Source organism: Paenibacillus radicis (ex Gao et al. 2016), assembly GCF_014641555.1.
GTDB classification, from domain to species: Bacteria; Bacillota; Bacilli; order Paenibacillales; family Paenibacillaceae; genus Pristimantibacillus; species Pristimantibacillus radicis.
Map to the genome: position 1 here is coordinate 306,188 of NZ_BMHY01000001.1, position 17,850 is coordinate 324,037.

At 48.5% G+C, this 17,850-nt stretch carries 11 protein-coding genes; all 11 read left to right on the top strand.

The window, feature by feature from the left end:
• The first annotated feature begins 15 nt into the window (after positions 1 to 15).
• Positions 16 to 2,895: an extracellular solute-binding protein gene (locus tag IEX98_RS01300; RefSeq protein WP_229691929.1), complete on the top strand. Its 2,880-nt coding sequence runs from the start codon at positions 16 to 18 to the stop codon at positions 2,893 to 2,895.
• 92 nt (positions 2,896 to 2,987) lie between these two features.
• Entirely contained in the window at positions 2,988 to 3,872 is an 885-nt protein-coding gene (locus IEX98_RS01305) for a carbohydrate ABC transporter permease (RefSeq protein ID WP_229691983.1), read from the top strand.
• A 5-nt stretch (positions 3,873 to 3,877) separates the two neighbouring features.
• Positions 3,878 to 4,747, top strand: coding sequence for a carbohydrate ABC transporter permease (locus tag IEX98_RS01310; protein ID WP_229691930.1), 870 nt, complete (start codon positions 3,878 to 3,880; stop codon positions 4,745 to 4,747).
• A gap of 11 nt (positions 4,748 to 4,758) precedes the next feature.
• Complete coding sequence (locus IEX98_RS01315) at positions 4,759 to 6,213, top strand: SMP-30/gluconolactonase/LRE family protein (RefSeq protein WP_188887136.1); 1,455 nt, start codon at positions 4,759 to 4,761, stop codon at positions 6,211 to 6,213.
• Positions 6,203 to 6,823: a Yip1 family protein gene (locus IEX98_RS01320; protein ID WP_188887137.1), complete on the top strand. Its 621-nt coding sequence runs from the start codon at positions 6,203 to 6,205 to the stop codon at positions 6,821 to 6,823. Before IEX98_RS01315 ends, IEX98_RS01320 begins: the two co-directional genes overlap by 11 nt.
• Before the next feature lie 20 nt (positions 6,824 to 6,843).
• Positions 6,844 to 9,426: a DUF5696 domain-containing protein gene (locus IEX98_RS01325; protein WP_188887138.1), complete on the top strand. Its 2,583-nt coding sequence runs from the start codon at positions 6,844 to 6,846 to the stop codon at positions 9,424 to 9,426.
• Positions 9,423 to 10,328, top strand: coding sequence for a carbohydrate ABC transporter permease (locus IEX98_RS01330; RefSeq protein WP_308421730.1), 906 nt, complete (start codon positions 9,423 to 9,425; stop codon positions 10,326 to 10,328). The genes IEX98_RS01325 and IEX98_RS01330 overlap by 4 nt, the downstream gene beginning before the upstream one ends.
• A gap of 18 nt (positions 10,329 to 10,346) precedes the next feature.
• Entirely contained in the window at positions 10,347 to 11,351 is a 1,005-nt protein-coding gene (locus IEX98_RS01335; protein WP_308421731.1) for a carbohydrate ABC transporter permease, read from the top strand.
• A 55-nt stretch (positions 11,352 to 11,406) separates the two neighbouring features.
• The gene (locus tag IEX98_RS01340) at positions 11,407 to 14,067 is read left to right on the top strand and encodes a carbohydrate-binding protein (RefSeq protein WP_188887139.1); all 2,661 of its coding nucleotides are present in this window, start codon (positions 11,407 to 11,409) and stop codon (positions 14,065 to 14,067) included.
• Between the two features lie 202 nt (positions 14,068 to 14,269).
• Positions 14,270 to 15,922 carry a helix-turn-helix domain-containing protein gene (locus IEX98_RS01345; protein ID WP_188887140.1) on the top strand — a complete coding sequence of 551 codons (1,653 nt, stop codon included), beginning with the start codon at positions 14,270 to 14,272 and terminating at the stop codon, positions 15,920 to 15,922.
• On the top strand, positions 15,915 to 17,696 hold the full coding sequence (locus IEX98_RS01350) for a sensor histidine kinase (protein WP_188887141.1): 1,782 nt from the start codon (positions 15,915 to 15,917) through the stop codon (positions 17,694 to 17,696). Before IEX98_RS01345 ends, IEX98_RS01350 begins: the two co-directional genes overlap by 8 nt.
• Positions 17,697 to 17,850 lie beyond the last annotated feature (154 nt).

Consider the following 17,850-nt stretch of genomic DNA (forward strand, 5'->3'; position numbering starts at 1 on the left):
GGGATGTTTGTGAATATGCCTAAAGTGTTGCGCGTTGCGGTTGCATTGTTGCTTTTGTGCACATGGGTCATTCCATCGGCGGGGCCGCATTTGGCAAGTGCGGAAGAGAGCGTGAAAGCGGAGCGTGCAGATGGCAATGTCTTTCAAGCGAACAGCTATGACAGCTATTTGCAAACGCATCAGAATGCTGCAAGGCCGGACCGGAATATCGTTGTGCAAGGCGGTTCCTATACTTTTGCGGAAGGCATGGAGCCGAAGAAAGTGAACGACGCGGGAGACCGGCAAGGTAATTTTGTAGAGACGGGCGACTCCGGCTCAATCGGATGGGATGTCACCATTCCAGAAGATGGGCTGTACAATTTGTCTCTGCGCTATTTCACAGTTGACGGCAAAGCTTCTTCGATCGAAAGAATGCTGATGATCGATGGCGAAGTCCCGTTTTCTGGTGCGAGAAGCTTTCTGTTCCCGCGTATCTGGACGGATGAGAAAGCGATGGAACAAGATAATCGAGGCAATGATATCCGCCCCCGGCAGGTAGAAACGTTCGGCTGGCAGGAGAAACCGTTCCGTGATTTTGAAGGCTATTATGAGAAGCCTTATTCATTTTATTTTTCTGCAGGCAAGCATACGATCACGCTCGTTTCTTTGAAAGAGCCGGTCATTATTGATGCGATTGAGATCGGACAGATCGAGGAGCCTCCAACCTACGAGGAGATCAAGAAGCAATACGAGCAACAAGGTCTTAAAGAAACAAGCGGACAGACGATTAAGGTTCAGGGCGAGAGCGCGCAATTCAAATCATCGCCGACGTTATACCCGATAACCGACCGCTCCAATCCTAATACGGAGCCGCAATCCGTCTCGGAAGTCCGCATTAATACGATAGGCGGACATAATTGGCGGATGCCAGGCGACACGATCACATGGAAGATTGACGTTCCCGAAGATGGACTTTACAAAATTGCGATCAAGGGAAGGCAAGAACTGTTAAGAGGTGTTTACTCAACCAGAACGTTAAGGATTGACGATCACATTCCGTTTCAGGAAATGCGTGAAATTCCTTTCTATTATTCGAGTGAATGGCAGATGAATACGATTGGCAACGGGGAAGAGCCTTATCTGTTTTATCTAACTAAGGGGACACATGACTTGCAGCTAGAGGTAAGTCTGGGGTCGATTGCTCCGCTTATCCGGGAAGTGCAATCCAGCATACTGGAATTGAATGCGATCTACCGCAAAATATTGATGATTACAGGTGGGGTTCCCGACCCGTTCCGTGATTATAATCTCGAGAAAAAGGTTCCGGAAATGGTAGAGGTGTTCAACAAGCAGAGCGACATTCTGTACAAAATTTCCGATCAGTTAGTTGAAATTACCGGCGAGAAAAGCGATCAGATCGCGATATTGACGAAGCTGGCTTATCAATTGAAGGATTTGGCGGCCAATCCGGAATCGCTTCAAACCCGTTTGGAATCATTCAAAATCAACGTCGGCGGCCTAGGTACCTGGATACTGCAGGTGAAAGAACAGCCGCTTGAAATCGATTATCTCGTCATCGCTTCTCCTGAACAGCGCATGCCGAAAGCGAAAGCTTCGTTTGCCAAAAAAATGAAGCATGAGATCAGCACATTGCTCAGCTCATTCTTCATTGACTACAACAGCATTGGCAATTCAAGCGAAAGCGAACGGTCGGTAACGGTCTGGATTGGTACGGGCCGCGACCAAGCGCAAGTGCTGAAAGCGATGTCTGACGACAGCTTTACGCAGCAGACAGGAATTAGCGTCAATCTTAAATTGGTTAGTGCTAACGTGCTGATGCCTGCAACGCTGTCCGGCCAAGGACCGGACGTTGCGATGCAAATATCGAATGACATTCCGGTCAACTACGGCATGCGTACAGCGATATATGATTTGACGCAATTTAGTGATTTCGAGCAAGTGGCGGACCGGTTCCGCGACAGTGCACTTACTCCTTACAAGTACAAAGACGCTGTATTTGGTCTTCCGGAGCAGCAAGTCTTTCCGATGCTGTTCTACCGCAAGGACATTCTAGAGGAGCTTAAGCTTGATGTTCCGCAAACGCTGGAGGACATCTACGAAGTCATTCCGGTGCTGAAGAAGCATTACATGGACTTCGCCTTGCCGATTGCGGAAACGTCAGGCGTCTCCACACTGGAGCCTAGCAAAGCGTTCGCGATGATGCTTTACCAGCAGGACGGTACCTTTTATGAAAAAGACGGCAACAGCAATCTGGACTCAGAAGCCTCTATGCAAGCTTTTAAAAGATGGACGGATTTGTATATGAATTACAAGCTGCCGCTCCAATTCGATCTGACAACCCGTTTCAGAACCGGTGAAATTCCGATGGCAATTACCGATTACACGTTCTACAACACGTTGTCGGTTTCGGCTCCGGAAATTAGAGGACTGTGGGATTTCGTTGCGGTACCGGGGATTCAGCAGGAAGACGGCAGCATTCGCCGGGATGTGTCGAGCGGCGGTTCTGCGGTCATCATGATGGATCAAGCGAAGGATAAGGATGCCGCATGGGAATTTATGAAATGGTGGACGAGCAAAGATACGCAAGTTCGCTTCGGCCGCGAGATGGAAGGTCTGATGGGAGCTGCGGCTCGTTATCCGACTGCCAACATTGAGGCGCTGAAGGAATTGCCTTGGCCGACCAAAGACTATCAAAGTCTGGAAAAGCAATGGGAGTGGGTAAAGGGGATTCCTGAAGTTCCTGGCGGTTACTACACCGGACGAAATCTGGATAACGCCTTCCGGGAAGTCATTAACAATGGCACGAACCCTCGAGACGCTTTGTATGACTACGTGGAAGAAATTAATCGCGAGATCGATTTCAAACAAAAAGAATTTAATTTGAAGCAGAGTTAGAGGTGACCGGATTGCAGCAAACAGATGCATTGCCCGCAAAAGTGAAGGGACGATCACAGCAGACAGCCAAGCAGCCGAATCTATTCAGTCGCATTGTGACGGATTTAAAGCGCGATAAGCATCTCTATGTGTTGATCGGTCCGTATATGATCCTGTTTTTCCTGTTTACGGTTGTACCGGTAGCGTTATCGATTCTAATCAGCCTGACCTACTTCAATATGCTGGAGTTTCCGCGTTGGGCCGGCTGGAGCAACTATATGCGATTGTTTCTGGACGATGATATTTTCATAATCGCATTGAAAAACACGTTTATTTTCGCCATTATTACCGGTCCGATCAGTTATATAGCCTGTTTCTTGTTTGCTTGGCTCATTAACGAGCTGCGGCCGAAGGCGCGGGCCATTATGACACTCGTATTTTATGCGCCTTCTATATCCGGGAACATCTATTTCATTTGGCAAATCATGTTCTCCGGCGATGCTTATGGCATTGTGAACGGCTTTTTGATGAAAACCGGCTTTATAAGCGAACCGATTTTATGGTTCCAAAATCCGAAGTACACGCTCATGATCATCATTATCGTGCAGCTATGGCTGAGTCTCGGAACGAGCTTCCTGGCCTTTATCGCCGGCTTGCAGACCGTTGACAGAACGCTGTTTGAAGCGGGAGCGGTGGATGGCATTCGCAATCGCTGGCAGGAGCTATGGTATATTACCTTGCCCTCCATGCGGCCGCAGCTTATGTTCGGGGCGGTCATACAGATAACGGCGTCATTCGCCGTAGCGGATGTCGCCATGAACCTAGCCGGCTTCCCCAGCGTCCAGTACTCGGCGCATACCGTCGTTACGCATCTTATCGACTACGGTACGATCCGGTTTGAGATGGGCTACGCATCTGCGATTGCAACGGTATTGTTCATGATCATGCTCGGCTCGAACTTGATTATTCAGAAGCTTCTCAGGAAGGTGGGTGACTAGACACAGTGAGAATTTCACTCCGATTTGGCGGTCAAAAAAGAATCAACCGTTCCTGGCAAGTGGATTTTCTGTTGTTTCTTCTGCTTGGTTTGTTTGGAGCCTTTATGATCATCCCATTGATTTATGCGATCAATAATGCCTTTAAGCCTTTAGATGAGCTGTTCCTGTTTCCGCCCAAAATTTTTGTGCGTAATCCGACGCTCAACAACTTTCCGGACTTGTTTCATCTGATGGCGAAATCATGGGTTCCGTTCTCCAGGTATATTTTCAACACGGTGTTTATAACGCTTGTCGGGACGATAGGCCATGTTCTTCTGGCCTCGGCTGCCGCCTATCCTCTTGCGAAATATAAGTTCCGCGGCTCCAAGGTGCTCTTCTCGATCGTTGTGCTGTCTTTGATGTTCTCGCCGCAAGTTACGGCGATTCCGAACTATATGACGATGTCTTGGCTCGGATGGATCGATACGTATTGGGCCATTATCGTTCCGGCATTTGCCTTTCCGCTGGGGTTGTACTTAATGAAGCAGTTTATTGAGCAGATCCCGACAGCTTTGCTTGAATCGGCAAAGATTGACGGGGCCAACGAGTACCGCGTTTTCTGGTCGATCGTCATGCCGCTCGTCAAACCGGCATGGTTCACGCTCATTATTCTGCTGTTTCAAATGCTCTGGGCCAGCGATGGAGGAAGCTTCATTTATAGCGAGGAGTTAAAAACGATGCACTTTGCGATGGGACAAATCATACAGGGCGGTATAGCCCGTGCAGGTGTAGCGGCGGCAGTAGCTTTGCTGCTGATGATTGTTCCGGTTGTGATGTTTATTATTACCCAGAGCCAAATCATCCAGACGATGGCATCTTCCGGAATTAAGGAATAGGGCGGGGGGACATGATGAAGCTCATCAAGTTAATGACTAGTGCGGCTCTGCTGCTCGCAGCCTTCCAATTGTTCGCATCGCCGCTGCAAGCGGCGGCGCCCTACGAGGGGTATTCCTATTCGTATTGGGGAACGACGTCAACGACACCGAATGCTTATTTGCCAGAAACGGTTATAAACGGCGTCGAACAAGGAATTGGAAAGTTCAAGGAGCCGACGGACTTATATGTAGATGATGATGGTCAACTTTATGTACTGGATGCAGGCAACGGACGAATCGTCGTTTTCGACGAACAGTGGAAGGTTGTAAGGGAAATCCGCGGATTTCAAAACGGGGGCAAGCAGGATCAGTTCGCTAACCCTCAAGGTTTATTCGTAACGAAAAAGGGCCAGATCTTTGTAGCTGACACCGACAACAGCAGAGTCGTCGAGCTAACGAATGAAGGCGAATTTGTCAGGGAAATCGGAGCTCCGAAATCGGAGGTCATCCGCGACGGTTTTGAATATTTTCCGAAAAAAGTAGGCGTGGACAATGCCGGCCGCATCTATGTTATCGGCAGAGGTGTCTTTGACGGCATTATCGAGTTTGATTCCGACGGCGTGTTTACCGGCTTTATGGGTACAAACCGGGTCAAATTCGATGTATGGGATTACTTCTGGAAGAAGCTGTCGACCAAGGCGCAAAAAAGCAAGCTGGCGCAATTCGTCCCGCTTGAATTCAACAACCTGGATCTCGATCAGGAAGGCTTCATTTATACGACAACTGCCGAAGTCAATTCCGCAGATCCGATTAAGAGGCTGAATTCGACTGGCGTGGATGTGCTGCGCCGCGAAGGCTACTTTTTCCCTCGAGGGGATGTGTATTCCAGCAATCCCAATGCAAGCTCGATCTTAATTGATGTGCAAGTGGGAGCAAACGGCGTATACAGTGCGCTGGATTCCCGGAAGGGCCGCGTATTTACCTACAACGAGGACGGCAATTTGATGTATGTCTTTGGCCGGATCGGCACGCAGGAGGGAACGTTCAAAACACCGGTAGCCGTTGAGAGCAGAGGCAGTCAGTTTTTTGTACTGGATCAAGGCTTGAACCGGATTAATGTGTTCAGTCCAACCCGTTACGGCACCTTGATCAACGACGCCAATGCCTTGCTTGTCTCCGGTGATTACAACGGAGCGGAGAGCAAATGGCGGGAATTGCTTCGCCTCGATGCCAACAACGAGATCGCATATGTCGGGATCGGCAAAGCGATGCTGAGGCAAGGGGACAACAAGCTGGCTATGGAGAATCTTAAGCTTGGCTATGACCGGGTTTACTATTCCAAGGCATTCGGGAAATACCGTAAAGAAATGACCAGGAAATATTTCGGAGCGGGCATGACGGTCGTGTTCGTCCTCATCGCTGCGCTTTGGAGCTGGAATATAATCAAAAGACGATCAACAGGAAAGGTGAAGGCCAATGTTATCTGAGATCGCGAAATTTCCGTTTTATGTGCTGCTTCACCCGTTCCAAGGCTTCTGGGATTTGAAATATGAGAATAAGGGAAAGCTTCGGATTTCATTGTCCATCCTGCTGCTGTTGACGATCGCAACGATTATATTGCGTCAATATTCCGGCTTTGTCGTCAACTTTAACTATCCTTATGATTTGAACAGCATCAGCGAGCTTCAATATATTGTACTTCCCTTTTTTCTATGGTGTGTGTCCAATTGGTCGTTAACGACGCTGATGGACGGGGAAGGAAAGTTTAAAGAAATCGTGATGGCTACAGGCTATGCTTTGCTTCCGCTTGTACTCATGCGCTTTGGCAATACGTTCCTCAGCAACATCATTACGCTGCGGGAATCTTCCTTCTATTATTTAATCGAATCGATAGCTACGCTTTGGTTCATATGGCTGTTGTTTATCGGGACGATGACCGTCCATCAATATTCCGTTATGAAGACCATCGTAACGATGCTGTTAACGCTGGTGGTTATGGGAATCATCATATTTTTGGGCTTGCTGTTTTTTAGCCTGCTGCAAGAGATGCTGGGCTTCGTGTTCGCGATTTATACAGAGATTTCATTACGCTTGTAGGAAGGGAGGTAGCTATACGGGTGAACAGCAAATGGAAAACAACGATGATGGCAGCCATTGTATGCAGTATGCTTGCTGCGGCAAGCAGCGTGAACAGCGTATCGGCCGAGCCAGCAGCAGAAGCAACAGCGTCAGGCGAAGCAGCGGCAGCTGAGACGACGGCAACTGAAACAACGACGCAAGCTGTAGTCGAATCGGCAAGTGTATCGTCGCAGACTGCAGAGCTTGCCAATATGGAATTAGCCGCACAGAATGAGTTTTTGGCTTTGTATTACAATCGGGAGACGACAGAAATTGCCGTCAAAAACAAGCGCGACGGATCGGTCTGGTATTCCAATCCTCAAGACCGCGAGCAGGATGATCAAGCATCCGCCTTTAATAAATCCATGCTTTCAAGCCAGCTGCTGCTCTCCTTTTCCGACAGTTCGGGCAAACCGCAACAATTCAACAACTTCAATCAGAGTGTGAAATATCAGCAATATGACTACGAGAAGCTGAATGACGGCATTAAAATTACGTATACCGTAGGCGAGAAAGTACGTGGTGTCGAGCAAATTCCTCCTCTTATTAGCGAGGAGCGCTTTCAGACACTCATCCTCGATAAGCTTCAGGAAAAGGATCAAACTGAACTATTAAAGCGGTTCAAGCATAATGCGGATAAGAAGGTCTATGAGCGGCGGGACGCGGCGCTAAACGGTCTGGCTTTGACCAAAGCACTGAAGCTGCTTGCTGAGGCTGGTTATGACGAGACAGAGATGAACATCGACCGGGAGGCTTATGCGGACGGACAATCCGCAAGTCAGGCGATATTTGTCCTTCCCGTAACCTATCGCTTGGATGGGGAACAGTTCGTTGTCCAAGTATCGACGGAGAATATTGAGTCGAGCGGATTTTATTTGCAGCAGCTGTCGGTGCTTCCTTACTTCGGTGCTGCCGGAATCGGGCAGCAAGGGTATATGTTTGTGCCAGACGGTTCGGGTGCGCTCATCCGATTGAACAACGGCAAGCTGGATGCTTCGCCTTACAATGAAGCGCTGTACGGGATTGACTCCACCCGTATCAATCAATTTAAGCCGCTAGGGGGCTCGGCGACCCGTTTGCCGGTATTCGGGATGAAGAAAGACGACGCTGCTTTTGTTGCCATTATCGAAGATGGGGATGGCATCGGCCGAGTGGAGGCGGATGTTAGCGGCAGAACGCACTCGTACAACTATGTGCACAGCAGCTATGAAATCAATTCATTCGAGCCGTTGACGTTGTCCGGCAACTGGACGTCGAATACCGTACCTAAATTCCAGGTGAAATCGTACCAAGGAGACGTAACGATCCGTTATGGCTTCCTGAAAGGTCAAGAAGCGAGTTATGCAGGAATGGCAACGTATTACCGTAATTATTTGATGGATAAGTACAGTCTTGAGAGGTTGGAGCAAAAGGAGCAGACGCCTTTCTTCGTGGAATTGATTGGCGGCGTGCCGAAGAAAAAGTTTTTTCTGGGCGTACCTTACACTTCCTATCAACCGTTGACTACTTTCAGTCAAGCACAAGAAATTATGGATGAGCTGAAAGGCAGCGGCGTCGATAATATCAAGCTGCGGTACACGGGATGGTTTAACGGAGGCGTTGCCCATTCGATGCCTTCCTCGGTTTCAGTCGACAAGAAGCTGGGCGGGCAAAAAGGATTTGCGAAGCTGCTTGCGTATTCGGAGAGCAATGGCGTTGAGTTGTACCCGGATGCCAGCTTCATGAGAGTGAACCAGAAATCCGGCGGTTTCAAGCCAAAGAAAGATGCGTCTCGTACGATAATCGGGACGATAGCGAGCATTTATCCTTATGACCGTGCCGGTTACTACAAGGATACCTACTCTAACGATCCTGCTTTTGCATTGTCACCCTCTAAATTGCCTGGGGTCGTTGACAAGTTTACGGGCAAATACAACAAATTGAAAGCTTCTGCTTTATCTTTACGAGACTTGGGAAGTGAATTAAATTCCGACTTCAATACAAAGCATGTCATTACGCGGGAAGAAACGAAGCGTACGGTGCAGGAGCAGTTAGCCAGCTTGAAGGAATCCTCCAAGCTGATGGTTTCAGGAGGCAATGCCTACTCGCTTCCGTACGTGGATAGCATTGTCGATGCCCCGCTGTCCGACAGCGGCTACAATATTGCCGATGGCGGCGTACCGTTCTATGAGATGGCTCTGCATGGGCTTATCGATTATGCCGGTTCCGCAATCAACATGTCCGATGATCAAACGATGCGCTACCATGTTCTAAAGTCGCTGGAGACAGGCTCGAACTTGTACTTTACATGGTTTTATGCCAAATCATCGTCTGTGAAGGAGACGAGCTTCGACTACTTCTATTCGGCACATTACAAGGATTGGATTAGCGAGGCAACAGCCGCCTATAACGAGGTTAACACTGCACTTCAACAAGCTCGGACCCAGTTTATCGTGGGTCATGAAGAGCTGGAGAAGGGCGTCTATCAAACTACCTATGAGGATGGAACAACTGTGGTCGTCAATTACAATGACTATGCGGTTAAGGTGAAGAGCGAAGCCGTTGAATCGATGGGATACCGGATTGGAGGGGAGCGCAATTGAAGCTGCCCAAACTGGGACTAACGCTGCATCAGAAGCAAAAATATAAAGGGGTTTGGTTCATTCTCCCTTGGTTTGCAGGATTTCTGCTTCTCTTTTTCACTCCGCTTATCAATTCTTTGCGTTACAGCTTCAGCAAACTGGAGCTGAACGAAACCGGCTTCTCGATCCAGTCTGTGGGCTGGGCCAATTATCGGAACGCCTTGTTTGTAGATGAACATTACGTACGAACGTTGACGGAATCCATGCTTAACATGGTCATTAATGTACCGTTGATCGTCATTTTCAGTTTGTTTGCAGCAGTGCTGCTCAACCAGAAGTTTAAAGGCAGAGCTCTATCACGAGCGATCTTTTTTCTCCCTGTTATTCTGGCTTCCGGTGTAATCGCCTCCATTGAGAACGGTGATTACATGCAGGGTGTCATCAAAAGCGCAAGCCAGCAAGCGAGCGGAGAATCCGCAATGTTCCAAAGCTTGGAGCTGGCAAAGCTGCTTTACAGTTCGGGAGTCAATCATCATATCGTTCAATACCTGGTTGGTGCGGTCGAACGCATCTATCAAATTGTGACTTCTTCAGGCGTACAGATTCTCATATTTGTAGCAGGTTTGCAATCGATCTCGGGCTCCTTGTACGAAGCCTCCAAGATTGAAGGGGCAACGGCTTATGAATCGTTCTGGAAAATTACCTTTCCGATGATCAGTCCGCTAATTTTGACGAATGTCATTTATTCCATTATCGATAATTTGCTTGGCAGTCAGACGACGAAACAAATCCAGGAGACGGCTTTCAAGTCATTCCAATTTGGCCTCAGCGCCTCAATGGCCTGGATATACTTTGCAGCCATTTCAATCTTCCTGTGGGTTGTTGCGATGCTTATTTCCAAAAAAGTATTCTACTACGATTAATCGACAAGGAGGGATAGCATGAAGACTGGTACGGAAGGCGCGAAGCGCGGTTTTGTAGATTACCTTTGGGAACGGATGTCCAAAGGAAGCTTTTGGGCAACCAAGCTGAAATCATGGTTATGGGTATTTATTCGGACGGTTCTCATCAGCGGCATTTCCTTTATTATTTTGTATCCGATTCTAATCAAAGTTGTCATCGCATTCAAAGATCCGATCGATTTATACGATGCTACGGTCGTCTGGATTCCAAAGCACTTTACGCTGGATAACTTCAAGCTCGTTAGCGATGCCTTGCATTTTCCGAAAATAATGCTGAATACCGCTCTGCTGTCGGGAACGGTCATGTTCCTCCAGACGCTTTGCTGCGTGCTGGCGGGATACGGATTTTCACGAATTAAATTCCGCGGCAGCGGCCTGCTGTTCGGCTGCGTTATTTTCACCATTTTGGTACCGCCGCAGACCATCATGATTCCGACATATCTGCAATACAAAAACTTTGATGTGCTGGGCATTGTCTCTCTTTTTACAACGCAGCCTATCAATTTGATCAATACGTATTGGCCGTTTTTAATTTCGTCCGCGCTTGGGATGGGATTGAAAACCGGATTGTTCGTCTACATTTTCAGACAGTTTTTCAGAGGCATTCCGAAGGAGATGGAGGAGGCTGCATTAGTAGACGGCTCCGGCACTTTCGGCACCTTTACTAAAATCATCCTGCCCAACGCTATGCCAGCTGTCGTAACGGTCATGCTATTCTCGTTCGTATGGCAGTGGAATGATTCCTACTTCACAGGATTGATTTTGAATGATGCTAAAGTGATGTCGTCCATGATGTCTACTGCGGCCGCGCAAATTTTGTTCTTCCTTACGCCGCCAGGCGGATCATTCAAGCCGGATCCGTTATATCTGTCCATGATTCAGAACACAGCGGTACTGATGGCGATTTCTCCGCTCATCGTCATGTATCTGTTTGTACAACGGCATTTCGTTGAAAGCATGGAGCGCAGCGGTCTTGTCGGCTAACAATCCGTCCATTTGCTAAATGACGTAAACGAGAGTTTACAGGAAGGGAAAGGTGATGTGGTTGAATAGACAAAAGTGGACACGATTCATCGCTGCTCTTATTGTCGTCATCGGCATTTCATTCGTTATGTATCGGATAGCTGCCCCTGGGCAAACGAAAGAAGAAATCCCGGTTTCTCAGAATGAGAGCGCAGAGGAGGAGAGTTCACCCATGCCGGAAATTGCTGAAGTTGTCTATACTTACGAGGCGCATGACCCTGGCAATACGTTGAAAGGTCCTCATACGAACATAGCCGACTGTGCCCCTTGCTCGGGAGGGAAGCAGGTCGGCGGCCTGTTCGAGGGCGGGTCAGTGCAATTCAATGCGGTTGAGGTTCCCGAAGCGGGAGACTATGTCGTCACCATCCATTATATTTCCGGTGACCCGCGCTCCTTTTATGTAGGCGTAAACGGCGGCGAGTCGGAGAAATATGATTTGCCGGCTGTCGCCAAGGACGATTGGGAATCGGTAGGAACGTATGATGTAGCCGTAAAGCTGAATGCAGGCAGCAACGTTCTTCTATTCTCGGATGGAGACTGGTATTCGCCCAATTTGGACCGGATTGTCATTAAGAAGGCGCCTAGCGTCACGGAAGGACAGAATCCGAGGACAGCCTGGGGCGACTCGGGTAATATCGGCGAACAGGTTTCTTCATCGGAGTATGGGTCCATTCAGGTAGCGCAGCACACGAACGGTCTAACGATCGATAACGGCGTCTATCAAATTCTGTATAATACTTCAACGGGTCTGGCCTCTTATTCATGGAATGGCCGGATCATTGCCAAAGGGGTTCATAGCAGCTTTAAGCAGGATGACAAGAAGCTGAACAGCTATGAGTACACCTCGCATGAGTTGTTGCTAGACGGGATCATCCCTGTAGAGGATGGTCACGGCAAAGGGATCAAGCTTTCGATCCGCAATGAAAAGGAAGGTCTGCCGTCCTTCGATCAGCATTATTACATCTATGAAAAACTCGATTATTTTGTAACCGAGGAAGAAGTCAGCAGCAGCGGCAATGATCCGCTCAGCAGCAACTATATGGCGCCTGTCGTACTGGATACGGAGGGCGGAATCGACATTGGGCAATACGAGGATAACCGGGTGCTTATCGTTCCGTTCGATAATGATGCGTTTGCCCGTTTTGCCTCCAAAACGATCAATACAAGCTTGAATACGGAACGTAATATTAGCTCGGAAGTGACGGCTGTTTTTGATAATGCAAGCCGAAACGGACTTATTATGGGCTCGGTCTCTCATGATACCTGGAAGACGGGCATTCACTGGAGCGGTTCAAATGACCGGTTGAATCAAGTGCAAGTATACGGGGGCTTCACCTCCGAAAGCGTCACCTATGACAAGCTGGAGCATGGCAAAATTACGGGAACGAAGCTGCGGTCTCCGCAAGTATTCGTTGGATTTTACAGCGATTATCGGGATGGGCTTGAAGCATATGGCCAGGCCAATGCGGCAGTCAGCCCTCCGCTTAGCTTTGGGTCAAACATTCCGAAGGGCGTTCCGGTAGGCTGGAATAGCTGGGGAGCTTATGCGGAGCATCTGTCGTATGACAAAATGATCGATGTATCGAATTTCTTCCATAAGCATATTCAAAATTCTTCATTTAACAATGAAGGAAATATTTACATTAACATGGATTCTTTCTGGGATAACCTTACGCATGAGCAGATTAAGGACGTTGTCTCGACGATTCATAAGAACGGTCAGAAGGCAGGCTCTTATCATACTCCGTTCGTCTATTGGGGCAAAAACTTCCTGCAAGAGGTAGAAGGAACGAATGGCAAATATACGTATGGCGATATTGCCCTCAAGGACAGCGAAGGCAAGATCGTTCCTTATCAAATGGGGATTGCTCTTGATCCGACGCATCCAGGAACGAAGATGAAGATCGATCATGATATTGCAAAGTTCAAGGCGGACGGCTTTGAATTCCTCAAGCTGGATTTCTTGACGCATGCGACACTGGAAGGCGAGCACTATAACAAAAATGCGCAAACGGGAATACAGGCTTACAACGAGGGTATGGCGTACCTGCTGGAGCAGTTGGACGGCACGATGTTTATCAGTGCTTCGATTGCTCCGATATTCCCTAGCCAATACGCGCACAGCCGGCGTATATCCTGCGATATCGACGGCTCGATCGGGACGACGGAGTATCAGTTGAACAGCTTAACCTATGGCTGGTGGCAGAATGGCACAATTTATCCGTATACCGATCCTGATTATATGACGCTGGAAAAGGGCGAGACGTTCGAAGGCTCGCAGACGCGGGTTAATGCTGCAGCCATATCCGGCACTGTATACTTTAGCTCCGATGACGTGAATAAACCGGAATCCCAGAAGCTGATGAAGCAGCTGTTGACGAATCCGCGGGTTAATGAGCTCGCCGTGAAAGGAAAAGCTTTCCGGACGGTAGAGGGCAACACGGGAGCAGCGGCATCGGATACGTATGTGCTGGAGGATGACGGTACGTTCTATCTGGCCGTATTCAACTTCAGCAAGGACGGGGCGGAGAAGACGGTAGACCTTGCCCGCGCAGGAATTAGCGGAAACTACAAGATTTCCGATATGTGGACCGATAAAGCGGTTCAGGATGATTCGGGCAAGCTGAAGCTGTCGCTGGCCGGCAGGGAATCGAAGCTGTACCGGATCACATTTTAACCTTAGCTGATGAAGATTTCTGGTGCTCTGCACCTTGAGTGAAAATCGAGAGCTCTGATGGCATGAATCGCCCTCAGAGCTCTTTTTTCTTTGCCCGTCAGGCGGCTGCGAATAATAGAGTAACACAATAAGCCGTTTGACTTAATGAATAAGGGCTGATATTTTAATCATCATAGCAATAGACGAGTGAGCAGCGAGAGAGGTGAACGATCTGGGAAAAGTGCTTATCGTGGAGGATGAGAAGGAAATCCGCAAAGGATTGTGCAGTCATCCGATGTGGCGTGAACTAAATATAGGTCCTCTTTATGAGGCCGATGACGGACATACGGCTCTGGAGATCGTGAGACAATGGCCTGGCATCCGGCTCGTCATAACAGATATTCGGATGAAGCATATGTCGGGTCTGGAATTGATTCAGAAGCTGTACGAGGAGCTGGCTTTTGACGGGAAAGTCATTATTATTAGCGGCTACGACGATTTTCAATATGCGCGCAAGGCGATGAGCTATGGGGTTGTCGATTTTCTGCTAAAGCCGGTTAACATGGCGGAGTTAGGCCAGGTGGTTATGAAAGCGCTATTTCTGCTGGAGAAGGAGGAAAAGCAGCAAAACAGTCTGAGCATCATGGAGGATGCGATGCCTAAGCTGCGGGAAAGCATGCTGCAGGAGATGGTTGAGCAAGCAGGACGGGGCAGCGCCGCACCGTCCATTCATCATTTGCTGGATCAATATGACATCAGCTGGGTAGGCTCCGATAAGCTAATGCTGATGCTCCTTGAGGCGGATAATTTAAAATCATACGTTCATCAGGGCTACTCATCGACGGAGCAGAACCGGATTATGTTTGCGGTGGGCAATGTGCTGGAGCATTCGCTGCTGGAACAAGCGGAGCAGGCCGGTCGTTATGTACGTTTTCGTACGATGTCCGAAGACAAATGGGTCGTTTTGTTTAGCGTTCCTCAAGGCTCATCGGCGGCATTTGCCAACTGGATTCATACCTTCAAATCGATGATTGCTTCCCGAATAAAGAAGTATGTGAAAGTAACGGCAACGATCGTTATGACGCCAGAGGGAACTATGGAAATGCTCCCGGATTTATATAAAGACGCGCTGGACCGGTTGACCCAGACCAAAATATACGGGGATGCAGAGGCGGCTAATGAGCTTGAACTGGAAGCGTTGAATGCTTTCCGGGACGTCGATCTGCTGATGGAGACGAAGGCGCTGGCAGATTTGTTGAAGCATGGGGAGGAGCATGATGTCCGGGAGGCAATGTCGCTGTTTCCCGTCATGGTTCGAGAGCGGGGTGTCAGTCTGCTGCGGGACGTGCATCATCTCGTATTCGAATGGCTGCTTGAAGTGTTTGATGATGCCAGAAGACTAGGGTGGAAAAATGAGGAATGGCGAAAAAAGCCTCTTCTGGTCTGGGAGAAGATCGAATCCTTCGATACGGTAGAAGCACTCCATCTGCTGGTGCTCGACTACTTGCTGAAAGTGAATGCCGAGCTGCAGGGGAGTCCGCGCAACCAAATATTGCAAAAGGCTGAGCAATATATACAGGAGCACTTTTCGGAGCCGATTACAGTCCAGATGGTTGCTGATTATGTCTATTTATCGCCCGAATGGCTAAGCACATTGTTCAAAAAGAACGTCGGCATGACATTTCTCGATTACGTGACCCATCTGCGGATGGAGAAGGCCAAAGAGCTGCTTCAGGATGTTTCTCTGAAAATCTACCAGATCAGCAGCGACGTAGGCTATCGGGATACCGTGTACTTTTCCAAGCTGTTCAAAAAGAAGTTCGGCTATACCCCCAATGAATATCGCAACTTAAAGGGGATCGACGGGAATGATTAAACGCTGGCTCCGTTATCCGATGTCGATGCGATACCGGTTTATGTTCGTGTTTTTTATTCTGATCGCCGTTCCCTTTGCGCTGGTCGGTTATATTGCGTTGTCCAAGTCCGAGAAGACGATTCATAACAGCAATCTGGATTCGGTCGTGCAAACCGGCAAAAACCTGGACAACTTCTTTTATTACGTGAGGAATGAGCAGGATAAAATTATGGCGTCGGATGAACTGCAGACGTTATTCAATGATGAGCTGAACGATGGGATCGACGAAATCGATTATGCGAATAAGCTGATTTCGTATACCGACACGTTGAATTATGCCAATAAGCTGTTTAAAATCCGTTTGTTCCCGCTCAATCCGGCCGAGCATCCGGTCTACATGAAGTCGGCCTATGACGTCGTTGATATGAATCAGGTGCCTTGGTTCGAAGAAATCGTGGCTAACGGCCGGTCTTTCTGGAACGTATTCGGGGCGGAGGAGCATTCCAGCCTGTTCGTTCAATCGACGTTAGGCAGCGTAAAACGGCTTCACAGCTTAAAAACCTTCCAGCCGCTAGGCATCGTCGTGATGGAAATCCGGCCTTCTATTCTTGCGGAATTCATCTACCCCGTCAAGCAATTGGACAATCAGAAGCTGATGCTGGTGAACAAAAACAATGAGATCATCTACAGTACAGACGACAAGTATGGGGAAATCGAGGACAGCTTGAAGCCTGAACTGCTTGCTTCACAGGTGTCGAAGACGATGAACTATGAGGGCAAAAGCTCACTTATTAGCGCATCCGCTGTAATGGGTGGCGAGCTTAGGCTGGTCAGCATCGTGCCGCTTAAGGATTTGAACAATCCCGTTGCGGTCTTGAATAAATTGACGCTAGCGTTCTTGGTTTTTTACTTCCTGCTGTCTATTTTTCTTGCCGGGTATCTGACAGTGAAATATACAAGTCCAATCTCATCACTGGTCCGGCAGATGAAGGTGCTGGCGCGCAACAACTTTAAAGAAGACAGCTTGTCCCGTACAAATCTGGTGGAGAGAAGCGATGAGGTCGGCTGGCTGTATCGCGGCATGCACAATATGATCGGTGAAATCAACAAGCTGCTTAAAGAGACGAAAGAGTCGGAGAAAAGAAAGAAACAGCTGGAGTTCCAAGTGCTAGCCTATCAGATTAATCCTCATTTTCTGTATAACACGCTGGATACGATCCGTTGGAAAGCCGAAGCACATCATATCGATGAGATTAGCGAGATTGTCAGTTCGCTCGGCTCCTTATTCCGTCTCAGCTTGAACGGGGGCAAGGAAATTACGAATGTGCGCAAAGAGCTGGAACTGTTGAAAGCTTATGTAAATATCGAGAAGGTGAGGCAGTCGAGTCTGGTTCGGATCACCTATAGGATTGAAGAGGAGATTTTGCAGCTGCCGTTCATGCGTCTGGTGCTTCAACCGCTAGTGGAAAATGCGATCCGGCATGGCATTGCGGACAAAGGCGATGCCGGCATGATCTTAATTCAAGGAGGGCTGGAGGAGAACGGCATTTGCTTTCGGATTACCGACAACGGACCGGGCATTCCGGAGGAGATGAGACAAACGCTGCTTGATCCTGCTGCAGCAACGAAGAATGACCGTGAAGGCGGGCTTGGTCTGATCAATGTACATGAACGATTAAGGCATTACTTCGGAGAGGCTTATGGCTTGGAAATTGAAAGCGAGTTGAACAAGGGCACGACAATCGTGTTGTGGCACCCTATATTGCCAGAAGATACAACGGAGCTTGATGGCTGACCGGCGGACCGTATAAGCCTGAACAGAATAAGAGGAGTGTCTGACTTGGCGGCAGGCATTCCGAATTTGCAGGAGAGACCCATGCTGGATGCAGGGGTCTTTTCGTTTTATAGGAGATTTATTAGGAGGCAGACTGATCCCTTAGATTTATAAC

Excerpts from the sequence above, each read along its gene's own strand:
- IEX98_RS01300 (WP_229691929.1), top strand. The coding sequence starts at position 16 with ATGCCTAAAGTGTTGCGCGTTGCGGTTGCATTGTTGCTTTTGTGCACA.
- IEX98_RS01315 (WP_188887136.1), top strand. The coding sequence starts at position 4,759 with ATGATGAAGCTCATCAAGTTAATGACTAGTGCGGCTCTGCTGCTCGCA.
- IEX98_RS01320 (WP_188887137.1), top strand. The coding sequence starts at position 6,203 with ATGTTATCTGAGATCGCGAAATTTCCGTTTTATGTGCTGCTTCACCCG.
- IEX98_RS01335 (WP_308421731.1), top strand. The coding sequence starts at position 10,347 with ATGAAGACTGGTACGGAAGGCGCGAAGCGCGGTTTTGTAGATTACCTT.
- IEX98_RS01340 (WP_188887139.1), top strand. The coding sequence starts at position 11,407 with ATGTGGTTGAATAGACAAAAGTGGACACGATTCATCGCTGCTCTTATT.
- IEX98_RS01350 (WP_188887141.1), top strand. The coding sequence starts at position 15,915 with ATGATTAAACGCTGGCTCCGTTATCCGATGTCGATGCGATACCGGTTT.